The organism is Actinacidiphila sp. bgisy160 (genome assembly GCF_057707815.1).
In genome coordinates this window covers 1-13,214 of record NZ_JBYIQW010000002.1, presented here as the reverse complement: position 1 = coordinate 13,214, position 13,214 = coordinate 1, and the positions used below count along the sequence as shown (strand labels likewise).

The window sequence follows — 13,214 nt, the reverse complement described above, 5'->3', positions numbered from 1 at the left end:
ACCCGGCGCCCAATGATGTGGGGGTGAACCGCGAGCGCCGAGGGGGTGGGCGGACGCCCGCCGCAGGCGCGAACGACCCGCACACGGCGTCCGGGCGCGGCCGGTCACCCGGAGACGCGGCGGTGCCGGCGGGGAGCCGGCTTGCGGCAGAGCATGACGAACGCCGTGACCGAGGCGATGCCCAGCGCGGCCAGGGCGGCGGCCACGCCCGCGGTGACGTCGGAGGGGCCGGTGGAGGGGCCGGTGGAGGTCGTCGCGGAGGTGAGCCCCGTCCCGGGGAGGCCCGTGCCCGGGCCGGTGGACGCCGCCGCCGTCACTCCGGGCACGGCGCCCGCGGACGGGGTGCCCGGATGCGGCGTCGGCGTCGGCGTCGCCGTCCCGTCCGGGCAGGCCACGGTGAAACCCTGCGGCTTCGCGTCGGAACCGGCCCACCGGAACCGGTAGGCACCGTCGGCGAGCACGACGCGGTCGGTGCTCCCGGTGCCCTGGGCGCCGGTGACGAGTGTGCCGACGACCGCGTCCTCGCCGCGGGCGTACGAGACCGTCCAGTTGACCGGCTGGTCGGGGCCGAAGCCCTCGGCCCTGAAGAAGAAGGTGCACACCGTTGCGCCGGCTTCGCGCGTCCTGCCCAGCGTCTCGTCGTAGAGGCGGAGCCCGGGCCGGTCGGCGGGCGCGCCGGAGGCGTGCGCGGCCAGGCCCAGGAGGGCCGCGGCGACGGCAGCGGCGGCGAGGGCCGCCGCCGTGGTACGGATGCGCATGCTCCGAGTGTCCCGGAGACCCGCGCGAAGGGCTGCGCCGGGGTCCGTTTCCAGCCGGGGACATATGTGGAGCAACGTCCTCCATATCCCCCTGGGCGGCACACTCGTGGGGCGCACGCCCCACCAAATGACCGTAATCGCACGGCCGTTGGCCTCCTACAGCGACAGCCGCCGCACCCCGCCGGCGACGGCGCGCTGTTCCGGCACCTCCGTGCCGGTCCAGCAGGAGCCGCGCCGCGCCAGCAGCCGGCGCAGCCACACCTCCGTGGCGACCAGGTCGGTGAGCCCGTCGACGGGCACCGGGTCGCCGTCCGCCGCCGCGCGGAGGGCGACCCGTACGACCCGGGCCTCGACGAGCCCGGCGTCCGCGAGCAGCGGGGCCTCGAAGAGGTCGAGCAGGTCGTCGACGGCCGCCCGCAGGCCCGCACGGACCGCGACGGCCGTGGAGACATGGGAGTTGGCGCCCCAGCCGGGGGGCAGTTCGCGGATGCCCGCGCCCGCCAGGACGGAACGCAGGATCGTGGCGCGGGCCCCCGGCTGGACGCGCAGCGTCTCGGGCAGCGCGCGGCAGGCCCGCACCACCTGGTTGTCCAGGAAGGGGGCGTGCAGGCGCTGGCTGCGCACCTCGGCGGCCTGCTCGAAGACCCGGTGGTCGGCGGCGTGCCGGGCGAGCGCGGCGCGCGCCCGGCGCTCTCCGGGGCGCTCCACCGTCGTGCCCGGCCGGGCCGCCGCGTCCTGCAGGCGAACCGAAACCTCGGCCAGCGCCTCGCCGGTCAGCCAGCGCGCGGCGGGACCGGGTCGGCACCACGCGAGGGCCGCCAGAGAGGCGGCCAGCGCGTCGCCGTGCTCCTCGAAGCGCCGGGCCAGCAGCCGTGCCGCGGCGTCCTCCACACCCTGCCGGTAACTGGTGCGCGCCAGCCGCCGCGCCGCCCGGTACACCGTGAAGGGCACGAACACCGAGCGGCCCGACGGCCCTTCCGCCCGAGCCAGGGCGGTGACGGGACGCAGCAGGCCACGCCGCCGCCGGTCCATCAACAGGTCCGCCAGCCGCGCCGGATGGGCGTCCAGCACCTGCCGTGCGCCGTGCCCCACGAAGTGGTCGGCGCCGCCGGCCGCCAGGCGCCGCCGGTGCCGTTCGGCGGTGACCAGCGAGGGGCCCGGCTCGTCGGTGAGCGGCCCGCTGTCCAGGAGGTCGGCGTACGGCAGGGCCTCCGGCCCGCCCGGTACGACGACGTGGTGCAGCCGGGGGTCGGCGGCCATGCTGCGGGCGCGCTCCAGTTCCGCCTCGCGCGCCTGGACACCGCCCGTGGCGAGGTCGTTGAAGGTCACCGCCAGCAGGCGCTGCCCCGCCGCGGAGCCGTGCCCGAGCGGTGTGCCCGGCATCCCCGGCAGGCCGGCGGCGAGCAGGGCGAGCGTGGAGGAGGCACTGCCCCCGGACAGGTCGGCGCCGATGCCCGGCGCCGGGTCCTCGCCGGGGTCCGGTACGAAGCGGGGCTGCGCGAGCCGCGTACGGACGGCGTCCACCAGCGCGTCGCCTATGCCGGCGACCGCCCGGTCCGGGTCGGTGGAGGCGGCCGGGGTGCCGGCGACGGCCAGCGAGGCGGTGGGCTCGTAACCGCTGACCTCGGGCACGCCGTCACGCATGATCAGCGCGTGCCCGGGCGGCACCCGGCGCACCCCGGCGTACGGGGTGCCCTCGCCGAGCGCCTCGGGGGAGTCGGGGCAGGCCAGCAGCGCCGCCAGGTAGGTCACGTCCAGGGCGGCCTCGGTGAGATCGGCCAGCGGCAGCGCGGCCGTGCCGTACGCCGTGCCGCGCGCCCACTGGGTGTGGAACACCGGCCGGGCACCCGCGAGATCGCCCAGCACCGTGATGCGGCGGCCGATCTGCAGGACGCAGGTGTAGCTCCCGGCCCAGGCCGTCAGATGGCGCAGCGCCCCGCCGCGCGCCGCGAACAGCCCCACCCGCAGGTCGGTGTCCGAGGCAGCGCAGCGGCCCAGCACGGCCAGCCGCGCCACGGAACCGTTCTCGGCGTGGACGATCCGCACCTCGTCGGGGCGCCAGTCGCCCACCATCCACAGCGGATCGGGGTCGCTCCACAGCAGTTGCGCGCCGACGGGCTGCAGGGTGCGGTCGGGGCGCACGCCGGGAACCTGTCCCACGGCAGCGCTGCTCCACCCCACCAACCACCGCATCGCCGCCTCCACAGGTCGTGGATTACGTGGGCCACCGTGGCCAACCGGCCCCGCGGCAGGCCGAACTGCCGCCCCGTCCGATGAACATGCTGCCACGGAGCGGCGCACAAAGAGGCGCATGAGGACATGGTTGAGCGCCGGACGGCGCGTCACGCGCGGTCCGGCGTGGGCCGGTTCGACCCAACTCCCCACCGATAATGGTCACTTGGAAGGGGCCACCGGATTTCAAACGTCATTTTCCGGTCAATGTCCGGGGAGCCCGCATTCGTCCGTTGTGCTACGTGTGGGGGTCGCGGTCCGGGAGGCGTGGCGCACCTCCCGGACCGGTCCGCCACCCGCGGGGATTGTGGTGACGGAGCCCCCTGACCCGCCACTACCCCCCATAGCCGCACATGAGAGCCGCGGGTCAACCCACACCACCATGGAACCGCTACCGCCCGAACCGGCACAGAGCGCGCGGATGGGCGCACGGCCGCATACGCCGGTAGCACGCGCCACCAGCAGGAGTCGCCAGACCGCATTCAGGGCAGGAATCTCGCCATCCGGGACAACAGCTCTTAACGGGCGGGATACGGCGAACTACGCTGGGTTCACCCGAGAAGCGATGGTCCCGGCAGCTCGGGGTCCGGCGCATGCCCGGTGACGGGCGGCGGCGGCCCCGGCACACCTCCACAAGAGGCGCCGGGCCAGCCGTTGTGGTGCGTCGAGAGGGTGTGACAGGCGTGGCAGGCGTACGCGGCCCTCGCGCTTACGGCGAGAGGTGGTAGTGGTCATGACCAAAGAACCCCGAGGGCCCAACGAGAAACTCGGCACCCTTCTCGCCCTGGCCGGCATCAGCAACGCGGGACTCGCCCGCAGGGTCAACGACCTCGGCGCCCAGCGCGGTCTGACCCTGCGGTACGACAAGACCTCCGTCGCCCGCTGGGTCACCAAGGGCATGGTGCCGCAGGGCGCCGCCCCGCACCTCATCGCGGCGGCCATCGGAAGCAAGCTCGGCCGTCCCGTGCCGCTGCACGAGATCGGCCTCGCCGACGCCGACCCCGCGCCGGAGGTGGGCCTCGCCTTCCCCCGCGACGTCGGGGAGGCCGTGAAGTCCGCCACCGACCTGTGGAAGCTCGACCCCGGCCGCCGGGGCCCGGGCGGCGGCGGCATCTGGCAGAGCCTCGCCGGCTCCTTCGCGGTCAGCGCCTACGTCACGCCGGCCTCCCGCTGGCTGATAACCCCGGCCGACGCCCGCGTCGCCCGCGAGGACCCCGCCCCGGGCACGCATCACGTCGGCCACTCCGACGTCGCCAAGCTCCGCGAGGCCGCGGAGGACGCCCGGCGCTGGGACTCCAAGTACGGCGGCGGCGACTGGCGTTCGGGCATGGTGCCCGAGTGCCTGCGGGTCGAGGCGGCCCCGCTGCTGCTCGGCTCGTACAGCGACGAGGTCGGCCGCTCCCTCTTCGGCGCCACCGCGGAACTCACGCGGCTCGCCGGGTGGATGGCCTTCGACACCGGCCAGCAGGAGGCCGCCCAGCGGTACTACATCCAGGCCCTGCGGCTCGCGCGCGCCGCGGCCGACGTCCCCCTCGGGGGCTACGTGCTGGCGTCGATGTCGCTCCAGGCCACGTACCGCGGCTTCGCCGACGAAGGCGTGGACCTGGCCCAGGCCGCCCTCGAACGCAACCGCGGCCTCGCCACGGCGCGCACGATGTCCTTCTTCCACCTCGTCGAGGCCCGCGCCCACGCCAAGGCCGGCGAGAGCGCCGCCTGCGCCACGGCCCTGGCCGCCGCCGAGTCCTGGCTCGACCGCGCCCGCGACGGGGACGCGGACCCGCCCTGGCTCGGCTTCTACTCCTACGACCGGCTCGCCGCGGACGCCGCCGAGTGCTACCGCGACCTGCGCGTGCCCGGGCAGGTGCGCCGCTTCACGGAGACGGCGCTCGCCCGGCCCACGGAGGAGTTCGTGCGGTCGCACGGGCTGCGGCTCGTCGTCTCGGCCGTCGCGGAACTCGAGTCCGGCAACCTGGACGCGGCCTGTGCGGCCGGGGTCAAGGCGGTCGAGGTGGCCGGGCGGATCTCGTCGGCCCGGACGACGGAGTACGTGCGGGACCTTCTGCACCGGCTGGAGCCGTACGGGAACGAGCCGCGCGTCGCCGAGTTGCGCGAACGGGCCAGGCCGCTGTTGGCGGCGCCGGCGTAGCCGGGGCCCTGGCCGGACGGGTCGCCCTGGACCGGGCGCCCTGTCACGGGCGTGCCCCGGGCCTCCGGGACCGGGGAGCCTCGGAGGGCTGGACCGGGGTTCCGGTGCCGGGGCATTCCGGACCGCACGGGTACGTGCGTGCGGGCGGTACGAAGAGCGGGCCCGGGCAAGCGCACACATGGGCCGCAGCGTCCGGAACGCACCCTCCGGCCCCGGCCCCTCCCGTCGAAGGCGCGGGACGGACCGGGGACCGGCGGGTGCGGCCTCGAGGTCGGCCTCAGCCGACGATCGCGACGGGGGCGTCCCAGGCGTCGTGGTCCAGGCTGCGAGCCGTCGGGTCGCTGCCCCACTTCTCACTGGTGCAGTAGTTCGTGGTGGGGCAGGTCTCGTACTGGTGGCCGCGCCGGTGTCCCGTCCACAGCGTGCCGGGCAGGTAGGCGAAGCTGGTGGAGACGGTGTCGTCCTTGTGGTTCCAGTCCGCGTACCACATCACGTCGGGCAGGCTGGTGGCCGGCGGGGAAGCGCTCGCCGCCTTGGCCATGTCCGCGACGCCGGAGCCGCCGCTGCTGTAGAAACCGGCCCAGTAGCCTCGCTTGTGCACCGCCAGGTCCCAGTACCGGACGTAGGTGAGCACCGCCTGACTGCAGGTGGCGTCGCCGGCCTTGTAGGCCTCGATGTCCACATAGATCGGGCTGCCGGGGCGGATGCCGAGAGCCGCGGCGGCGTTCGCCGCGTCGGCACCGTCAGCGGAGCCCTGGTCCTTGGCCGTGGTCGCGTCGAACCGGACCTTCTTGGCCGTGTTGGTGGTGCAGTACGGCTGTGAACCCAGGTAGGTCGGGATCAGCTTCCAGCCGGTCTTGGAGACGCTGGTCACCCAGCTGGGGGTCAGGTTGGCCTGGGTGGTGTCGAACCGGTTGACGCCGCCGATGTACACGCCGACGGCCTTGTACGGCGAGGTGCCCCACCAGGCGTTCATGGTGGTCAGGCTCGGCGCGCTCGCGGTGTCGAACGCCTCGCCGGTGACCACCGACGGGGAGGCCAGCACGACCGTGTTCCGGTGCTCGGCGGAGACCCCGGCCGAGGACAGCGCGGTCTTCCCGACCACCGCGCGCAGCGTGGTGGAGCCCCACGAGGGTGCTTTCCAACTGAACGTGGTGCACAGGTTCTTGACCGTTGAGCCGCTGATGCAGGTGCCTGCCGGAGAGGCGGTCACCGCCTTGGACGTGATGTTCGTCCAGCTGCCGCTGCTCAGCTTCTGCAGGTAGACCGTGCGCGTGGAGTCGAAGGTCGTCCCCGTGAACTTGAGCGTCGCGGTGCGACCCCAGGTGATGGTGCCCGGCACCGACAGCTGGGCGCCGGTGCTGTTCAGGTGGGTCGTGACGCTGGTGCTCACACCCGTCTTGGACTTGTAGCTGCCCGAGGCCGGGACGTACACGCGCAGCGTGTACGTGGCCGCGCTGTTGCTGTACGTCTTGATGGAGAAGGTGTGCGTCGAGGTGGTGGTTCCCGACTTCAGGGTGTGCCACGCGCCCGAGTAGTACCGCTGGAAGCTCACGGCCCGGCCAACCGGGCCGTTGGCGGTGCCGGTGGCCTTGAGGTAACCGCCGGCGTTGGACTGGTAGGACAGGTGCCAGGTGACGCTGGTGCTGTTGGTGGCTGTGACAGCGGCGGCCTGCGGGGCCGCGGCGCCGAGCGCGGTGAGCGCTGCGGCGGGTATGACGGCTAGACGCCATGCAGGGGGCATCTGGTCCTCTCTGTCAATGTCCTGGGTCAATGGCGTGGCGGCGGTGCGGCCGCCACGCGGTCAAGCCTCCGCGCCAGGCGCTACGGCACCTGGCGACCGGATGGGCAAGGGCAATGCAGGCGTCAGAGTCCCACACGCCCCGCGCCGCCCCCGTACCGGGTCCCGAAGGCGGCAGGCAACTCGTCCCCCGGGCAGTGATGTTGCTGCCACCCGATGGCTCCTCCTGCCAAGCTCCCGGAGCACACGCCCAACTGGCCCGCCGGGCCGCACGGAGCGCGGCGCCCCGACTGTGACGCGTGCGGTGACGTGGCCGGCGCCGCGTGCGGCCAAGGCCGACGGGACCGCGGGCAGGCGGACCGAGGAAACGGCGCCGGGTGAAGGCGAAGGCCCTGGCCGCCGCGACGGCGGCCACGCCGCCGCTGGGAGGGCATACGCCTGGCCACCGGCTCCCCGAGCGGCTCCCCCGGGCCGCGGACCCGGGGAAGCCGTGGGACGTCGGGCATCGTCCTTCGGTTCGGGCCCGGATGGCGACACGCCTCGCAGGTTTACCCGGCCTTCACGTGGGTCACCACAGGGGTGATCGGGCATGTGACTCCGCTCCCCACCTGAAGGGCGGCTTCCGAGCCGAGGGTTGCGGTCCAGCCCGGACCGGTCCCTTGCGGGACGGACACAAGGCACCACAGGCCAGGGAAGCGATTCCCCCACCGGCGGGAACCGGTGGTCCCCTCGCTAGGAGACTGATGGAGGCAGCGGACGTCGTCGTCGTCGGCGCCGGCATCGTCGGCCTCGCGACCGCGTACGCGATCACACGCACCTCCCCCGGCACCTCCGTCCTGGTCCTGGACAAGGAGGACGGCCCCGCACACCACCAGACCGGCCACAACAGCGGCGTGATCCACAGCGGCATCTACTACCGCCCGGGCTCCCTCAAGGCGCGGTACGCGACGCAGGGCGCCGCCGAGATGGTGAAGTTCTGCGCCGGCAACGACATCCCGCACGACGTGACGGGCAAGCTGATCGTCGCCACCGAACGGGAGGAGCTGCCCCGGCTGCACGCCCTCGTCCAGCGGGGGCGGCACAACGACATCCCCGTACGGGAGCTGGGCCCGGCCCAGATCGCCGAGCGGGAGCCGCACGTACGCGGTCTGGCGGCGATCCACGTCGGCACGACCGGGGTCTGCGACTTCACCGCGGTCGCCGCGGCCATGGCCCGCCTCACCACGGAGGGCGGACGCGGCGAGGCCCGCATCACGTACGGCGCGGAGGTGCGCGCGCTCCACCGCGACGGGCGGACCGTGATCGTCGAGCCCCGCAGCGGCCCGCCGGTCCGGGCCAGGGCGCTGGTGAACTGCGCGGGCCTGCACTGCGACCGCATCGCCCGCATGGCCGGCGCCACCGGCCCCACCCGGAAAGGCGCCGCGGGCGTGCGCATCGTGCCGTTCCGCGGTGAGTACTACGAGCTGCACCCCGCCCGCGCCGGCCTCGTCCGCGGCCTGGTCTACCCCGTACCGGACCCCGCCTTCCCCTTCCTCGGCGTGCACCTGACCCGCGGCGTCGACGGCTCCGTGCACCTCGGGCCGAACGCCGTCCCGGCGCTCGCCCGCGAGGGCTACCGGCGACGCACCGTGCGCCCCCGCGACCTCCTCGAGACCGCCGCGTTCCCCGGCACCTGGCGGATCGCCCACCGCCACTGGCGCTACGAGGCCGGCGAGATCCGCCGGTCGCTGTCGAAGCGGGCCTTCGTGGAGTCCGTGCGGCGGCTGCTGCCCGAGGTGACCGCCGACGACCTGGTCCCGGCCGGGGCCGGGGTGCGGGCGCAGGCCGTGCTGCGTGACGGGACGCTCGTCGACGACTTCCTCATCACGGGCGACGGGCCCTTCGTCCACGTGCTCAACGCCCCCTCGCCCGCCGCGACGGCCTCGCTGCCGATCGGCCGGGAGATCGCCCGCAGGGCACTGACGGTGCTGGAGCGTACGTAAAATCGACGCATCATGTCGAAGCCCCGCACCCCCCACTTCCCGGGCGGCCCCGCCTCCCACCCTCATCCGAACGCGCACACCGAGCAGCGCATCCGCACCTTCCACCCCCGCCGCGGCCGGGTCACCCACGGCCAGCGGGCGGCGCTGGAGCGGCGCTGGGCGGACTGGGGCGTCGACATCGACGGCACGCCGCTGGACCTGGACAAGCTCTTCGCCGACGCGGACCTCGCCCCGGACCGCCCGGTGGTCCTGGAGATCGGCTTCGGCATGGGCGACGCCACCGCCGCGATGGCCGCCGCCGACCCCGGCACCGGCATCCTCGCCGCGGACGTGCACACCCCCGGCCAGGGCAACCTCGTCCACCTCGCCGAGCGCGAGGGCCTGCGCAACGTCCGGGTCGCCAACGGCGACGCCGTCGTGCTGCTGCGCGACATGCTCGCCCCGGGCTCGCTGGCCGGCCTGCGGGTCTACTTCCCCGACCCGTGGCCCAAGGCCCGGCACCACAAGCGCCGCATGATCCAGCCGGAGTTCGTGGCCCTCGCCGTCTCGCGGCTGCGGCCCGGCGCGACCGTGCACTGCGCGACCGACTGGGAGCCGTACGCCGAGCAGATGCTGGAGGTGCTGACGGCGGAGCCCGCCCTGGTCAACGCCCACGCCACCGCGAGCGGCTACGCCGAGCCGCGCCCGGCCTTCCGCCCGATGACCAAGTTCGAGCGCCAGGGGATCGCCAAGGGCCACGTCGTCCACGACCTGGTCTTCCGGCGCCGGTGAACGTTCGGCCGCGCGGTAATCCGTAACACCATCGCGCCACGCCGCCACCGCCCCGTAAGGTCATCGGGTGTCCTCGTACTCGCATTCGTCCGACTCGCCGCTCCCGAGCCCGGCGGCCCAGCCGGGCGTACCCGAGTATCCGGAACACCAGCAGCAACCGCAGTTCGCGCTGCCCGCGCCGGGGCAGTGGCACTACAAGCCGCGCCGGCACTTCTGGGAGAACCGGACGCTCCGGCTGGTGGCGCTCTTCTCGGTGCTCGCGCTGTGCGGGGTGATCATCCTGGCGCTGGTGCGCCGGCAGACCGGCACGGAGGGCTTCCTGGTCGGTCTCCTCCTGGCGGTCCTGCCGGTCCCGCTCCTCGGTGGGGCCTTCCTGTGGCTGGACCGGGTGGAGCCGACCCCGCTGCGCAACGCGGTCTTCGCCTTCGCGTGGGGCGCGTGCGCCGCCACGCTGGTGGCCATCCTCGCCAACGAGTACGCGACCGAGCTGCTCGCCACGACCTTCACCGCCAGCGATTCCCAGAGCGACATCTGGGGCGCCACCTTCGTGGCCCCCGTCGTGGAGGAGAGTGCCAAGGGCGCCGCCGTCCTGCTGCTCTTCCTCTTCCGCCGCCGCGACTTCACCGGGATCGTCGACGGCGTCGTCATAGCGGGGCTCACCGCCACCGGCTTCGCGTTCACCGAGAACATCCTCTACCTGGGCTCCGGCTTCGCCGAGGACCAGTCGTACGGGACCGACGGCGGCCTGGGCACGACCGCCGCGATGTTCGTCGTCCGGATCGTGATGACGCCCTTCGCGCACCCGCTGTTCACCTCGCTCACCGGCATCGGCTTCGCCATCGCCGCCACCTCCCGCCCCGGCCGGGCCCGCCGCTGGCTGGCCCCGCTCGGCGGCTGGCTGCTCGCGATGGTCCTGCACGGCACCTGGAACGGCTCCGCCTCGTTCAGCCCGCTCGGCTTCCTCGCCGTCTACGCGACGCTGATGATCCCGCTCTTCGGCCTACTGGTCTGGCTCGCGATCTGGTCCCGCTCCAACGAGCTGAAGACCATCCGCACCCAGCTGCCGCTGTACGCCATGGCCGGCTGGCTCAGCCTGCCCGAGCCCGCCGCCATCGGCTCCATGAAGGGCCGCGGCCTCGCCCGCTCCGCCGCCCACCGCGCGCAGGGCAAGGACGCCGCGCGCACCGTCCGCGAGTACGTGTCCTTCGCGACCTCGCTCGCCTTCCTGCGCGCCCGGGCCAACCGCGGGGCCGCCGGCGCGGACTTCCAGGCGCGGGAGCAGGAGCTGCTCCACCACCTGTGGGAGCGCAAGGCCGTCGCCCAGCCCGCGCTCACCCATGCGGCCCACGCCATCCGGCCCGCTTTCCCGCCCGTGTACCCCTGGGCGGCGCCCCCGTCCGGAGCGCCGTACGGGCCGTATCCGCAGGTCCAGCCGTACGGGCAGCCTTACGCGCAACCGTACGGGCAGCCTTACGCGCAACCGTACGGGCAGCCTTACGGGCAGCCCTGGCCCCAGCCCCAGGCCCCGCAGGCGTGGCCGCAGCAGCCCTCGCAGCCGGAGGCGCACCCCCAGCGTTGGGGCCCGCGCGGGCAGCAGGTGCCGCCGCAGCAGGGGTGGTACCCGCCCACCGCAGCCCCCTACCGGGACCCCCGGGGCGGCCGCCACCGCTGACTGCGGTTGCCCGGTTCCCCGGCCGGGGTTGCAATGTCCGTGTGAGCCCGCTGATACGACGTACGAGTCGCTCCAGCTGCCGTCCCTCCGGCCGCACCAGCTGGACGCGGACGGCCGTCGTCCTCATACCAACCCTGGCCGTCGCCACCGTCGTGGCCGTCGGCGCGGGGGCCGGGGTGGTGCCCGTCTCCCTCGCGATCTCACCGGCCATGACCGCCCTGTCCGGCCAGAACATCAAGATCTCCGCAGACCGCTTGACCGGCACCGGCTTCACCCAGTACGTGACCGCCGACCGGACCGCCGAAGGCGACTTCCCCCAGGCGGTCTCCGCCATCAGCTCCGCCGAGCTCCACAACCTGTGCCAGTCCGTGGTCGCCTCCCTTCCCGGCCTCGGTCAGGTCACCCTGCTGATCACGGCGGGCGGCGGCGACACGCCCGTCCACGCCGACCAGCTGATCGTCGACACCGACGACCTCGCCGGCGACGCCACGTTCCACAACATCCAGATCGGTGTGGACGCCTCGAAGACGGACGCCGAGGGCAGGGCCAAGGGCCCGGCCGGCGCCCTGGGCCAGCAGGCCGAGAGCGTCACCATCGACCACCTGCGGCAGACCACCAAGTCCGTGAGCGCCGCCACCTTCCGGCTGAACGGCCTCCACATGACGGTCAAGAAGGGCGCCAACCCCTGCTTCTGACCCGAATGGGCGAGCGCGTACGGCCGTCGGGGTGATTACCGACCGCTACCGAGCGACCGATCAGACTTTCCCACGGTTGACGGGGTGTGCTGACCACCGAGCCCACCGAGTCCCGGCCCGCCACGTCCCAGGCCGCCGCCTCCGGCCGAACCAGCTGGAAGCGGCTCGCCCTCGTCATGGTGCCGACCGTCGCGGCCGCGGGCGCCGCCGTCGCGAGCCTGGCCACCGGCGCGCTCGCCGCCTCCTTCGGGGTCTCGGCCAACTCCTTCATCGTCGCCGGAGAGAGCTTCCAGATCTCCTCCTCCCTCCTGGAGGGCGACGGCTTCGTACAGTTCGGCGTCCTCGACCGGGGCCGTGACGCGGTCTACCCGGAGGCGCTGTCCGGCATCCGCCGGGCCACCCTGCACGACCTGTGCCAGTCCGTCGTCCAGCCGGCACCGGTCATCGGCCCGGTCACGCTGCGGCTGACCTCGGACCCGGCGAGCGCCGACCGCCTCATCGCCGACGCCCACGACCTCAAGGGCGACGCCGTCTTCGAGGACATCCACATCGGCCAGGACGCCTCGACGGTGGACCAGGTCCCCGGCGTCCGGGGCCCGGCCGGGGCCTTCGCCCAGCAGGCGACCTCCATCCGCGTCCGCGACCTGCGGCAGGAGACGCGGTCGGTCAGCGCGGCCACGTTCCGGCTGCCGAACCTGCATCTGCAGGTGCTGCGCGGCGACCACTCCTGCTTCTAGGAGAGGCCACCGTGACCCGCATGCTGAGCCGCGCCGGAGCCCTCCGGTCCCGCTTCCGCACCTGGCGCCGCAGCCGTCCCTTCTGGGCCGGCGTGTGGACCCTGCTCGCCGGGGTGGAGATCCTCTCCATCCCACTCGCCCCGCTCTCCCTCATGATCCACGAGGGCATCGCCGGTGTCTCCGGCCTGCTCATGGGCGTCTTCCTGGTCGTCCTGGGCCTCACCCTGTGGCTCGCCCCGCACTACCGCGCCTTCGCCGGCATCGCGACCCTGGTCTTCTCCGTCGCCTCGCTGGTGCTGTCCAACTTCGGCGGTTTCCTGCTCGGCTTCCTGCTGGGCGTCATCGGCGGGGCCATGGCCGTCAGCTGGGTACCGGACGGGGACGACGACGGCGGCCGCGGAAGGCGCGCCCGGCCGGTGCCCGACTGGGGCGGCGGCGGGCGCGGGGGGGGGGGGGGGGGGGGGGGGGGGGGGGGGGGGG

10 protein-coding genes are annotated in these 13,214 nt (G+C 74.1%); 7 read left to right on the top strand and 3 right to left on the bottom strand.

From position 1 onward, the window contains the following. Positions 1 to 104: 104 nt before the first annotated feature. Entirely contained in the window at positions 105 to 758 is a 654-nt protein-coding gene (locus tag AC3EUJ_RS02740) for a hypothetical protein (RefSeq protein ID WP_431959242.1), read from the bottom strand. A gap of 156 nt (positions 759 to 914) precedes the next feature. Beyond that, positions 915 to 2,951, bottom strand: coding sequence for an asparagine synthase-related protein (locus AC3EUJ_RS02735; RefSeq protein ID WP_431959241.1), 2,037 nt, complete (start codon positions 2,949 to 2,951; stop codon positions 915 to 917). Positions 2,952 to 3,723: 772 nt separating this feature from the next. Between AC3EUJ_RS02735 and AC3EUJ_RS02730 the strand changes: the two genes are divergently transcribed. Further along, positions 3,724 to 5,136, top strand: coding sequence for an NsdA family TPR-like regulatory protein (locus tag AC3EUJ_RS02730; RefSeq protein WP_018558441.1), 1,413 nt, complete (start codon positions 3,724 to 3,726; stop codon positions 5,134 to 5,136). Positions 5,137 to 5,413: 277 nt separating this feature from the next. Here AC3EUJ_RS02730 and AC3EUJ_RS02725 read toward each other — a convergent pair whose 3' ends face one another. Then, on the bottom strand, positions 5,414 to 6,880 hold the full coding sequence (locus tag AC3EUJ_RS02725; RefSeq protein ID WP_431959240.1) for a glycoside hydrolase domain-containing protein: 1,467 nt from the start codon (positions 6,878 to 6,880) through the stop codon (positions 5,414 to 5,416). A 740-nt stretch (positions 6,881 to 7,620) separates the two neighbouring features. On the opposite strand from AC3EUJ_RS02725, the gene lhgO reads away from it, so the two are divergent. From lhgO to AC3EUJ_RS02695, 6 genes are all read left to right on the top strand, one after another. Then, positions 7,621 to 8,859 carry an L-2-hydroxyglutarate oxidase gene (lhgO, locus tag AC3EUJ_RS02720; RefSeq protein ID WP_431959239.1) on the top strand — a complete coding sequence of 413 codons (1,239 nt, stop codon included), beginning with the start codon at positions 7,621 to 7,623 and terminating at the stop codon, positions 8,857 to 8,859. A gap of 12 nt (positions 8,860 to 8,871) precedes the next feature. Further along, the gene (gene trmB / locus AC3EUJ_RS02715; RefSeq protein ID WP_431959237.1) at positions 8,872 to 9,630 is read left to right on the top strand and encodes a tRNA (guanosine(46)-N7)-methyltransferase TrmB; all 759 of its coding nucleotides are present in this window, start codon (positions 8,872 to 8,874) and stop codon (positions 9,628 to 9,630) included. Between the two features lie 67 nt (positions 9,631 to 9,697). Continuing rightward, positions 9,698 to 11,302: a PrsW family intramembrane metalloprotease gene (locus tag AC3EUJ_RS02710; protein ID WP_431959236.1), complete on the top strand. Its 1,605-nt coding sequence runs from the start codon at positions 9,698 to 9,700 to the stop codon at positions 11,300 to 11,302. Positions 11,303 to 11,343: 41 nt separating this feature from the next. Beyond that, positions 11,344 to 11,997, top strand: coding sequence for a DUF6230 family protein (locus AC3EUJ_RS02705; RefSeq protein WP_431959235.1), 654 nt, complete (start codon positions 11,344 to 11,346; stop codon positions 11,995 to 11,997). 86 nt (positions 11,998 to 12,083) lie between these two features. Continuing rightward, positions 12,084 to 12,734: a DUF6230 family protein gene (locus AC3EUJ_RS02700; protein ID WP_431959234.1), complete on the top strand. Its 651-nt coding sequence runs from the start codon at positions 12,084 to 12,086 to the stop codon at positions 12,732 to 12,734. Between the two features lie 20 nt (positions 12,735 to 12,754). Continuing rightward, on the top strand, positions 12,755 to 13,214 hold a 460-nt coding region (locus tag AC3EUJ_RS02695), incomplete at its 3' end, for a DUF6114 domain-containing protein (protein WP_431959589.1).

Bases quoted from the DNA above. Each gene is read 5' to 3' on its own strand.
- AC3EUJ_RS02740 (WP_431959242.1), bottom strand. From the start codon at position 758: ATGCGCATCCGTACCACGGCGGCGGCCCTCGCCGCCGCTGCCGTCGCC.
- AC3EUJ_RS02735 (WP_431959241.1), bottom strand. From the start codon at position 2,951: ATGCGGTGGTTGGTGGGGTGGAGCAGCGCTGCCGTGGGACAGGTTCCC.
- AC3EUJ_RS02730 (WP_018558441.1), top strand. From the start codon at position 3,724: ATGACCAAAGAACCCCGAGGGCCCAACGAGAAACTCGGCACCCTTCTC.
- AC3EUJ_RS02725 (WP_431959240.1), bottom strand. From the start codon at position 6,880: ATGCCCCCTGCATGGCGTCTAGCCGTCATACCCGCCGCAGCGCTCACC.
- lhgO (WP_431959239.1), top strand. From the start codon at position 7,621: ATGGAGGCAGCGGACGTCGTCGTCGTCGGCGCCGGCATCGTCGGCCTC.
- trmB (WP_431959237.1), top strand. From the start codon at position 8,872: ATGTCGAAGCCCCGCACCCCCCACTTCCCGGGCGGCCCCGCCTCCCAC.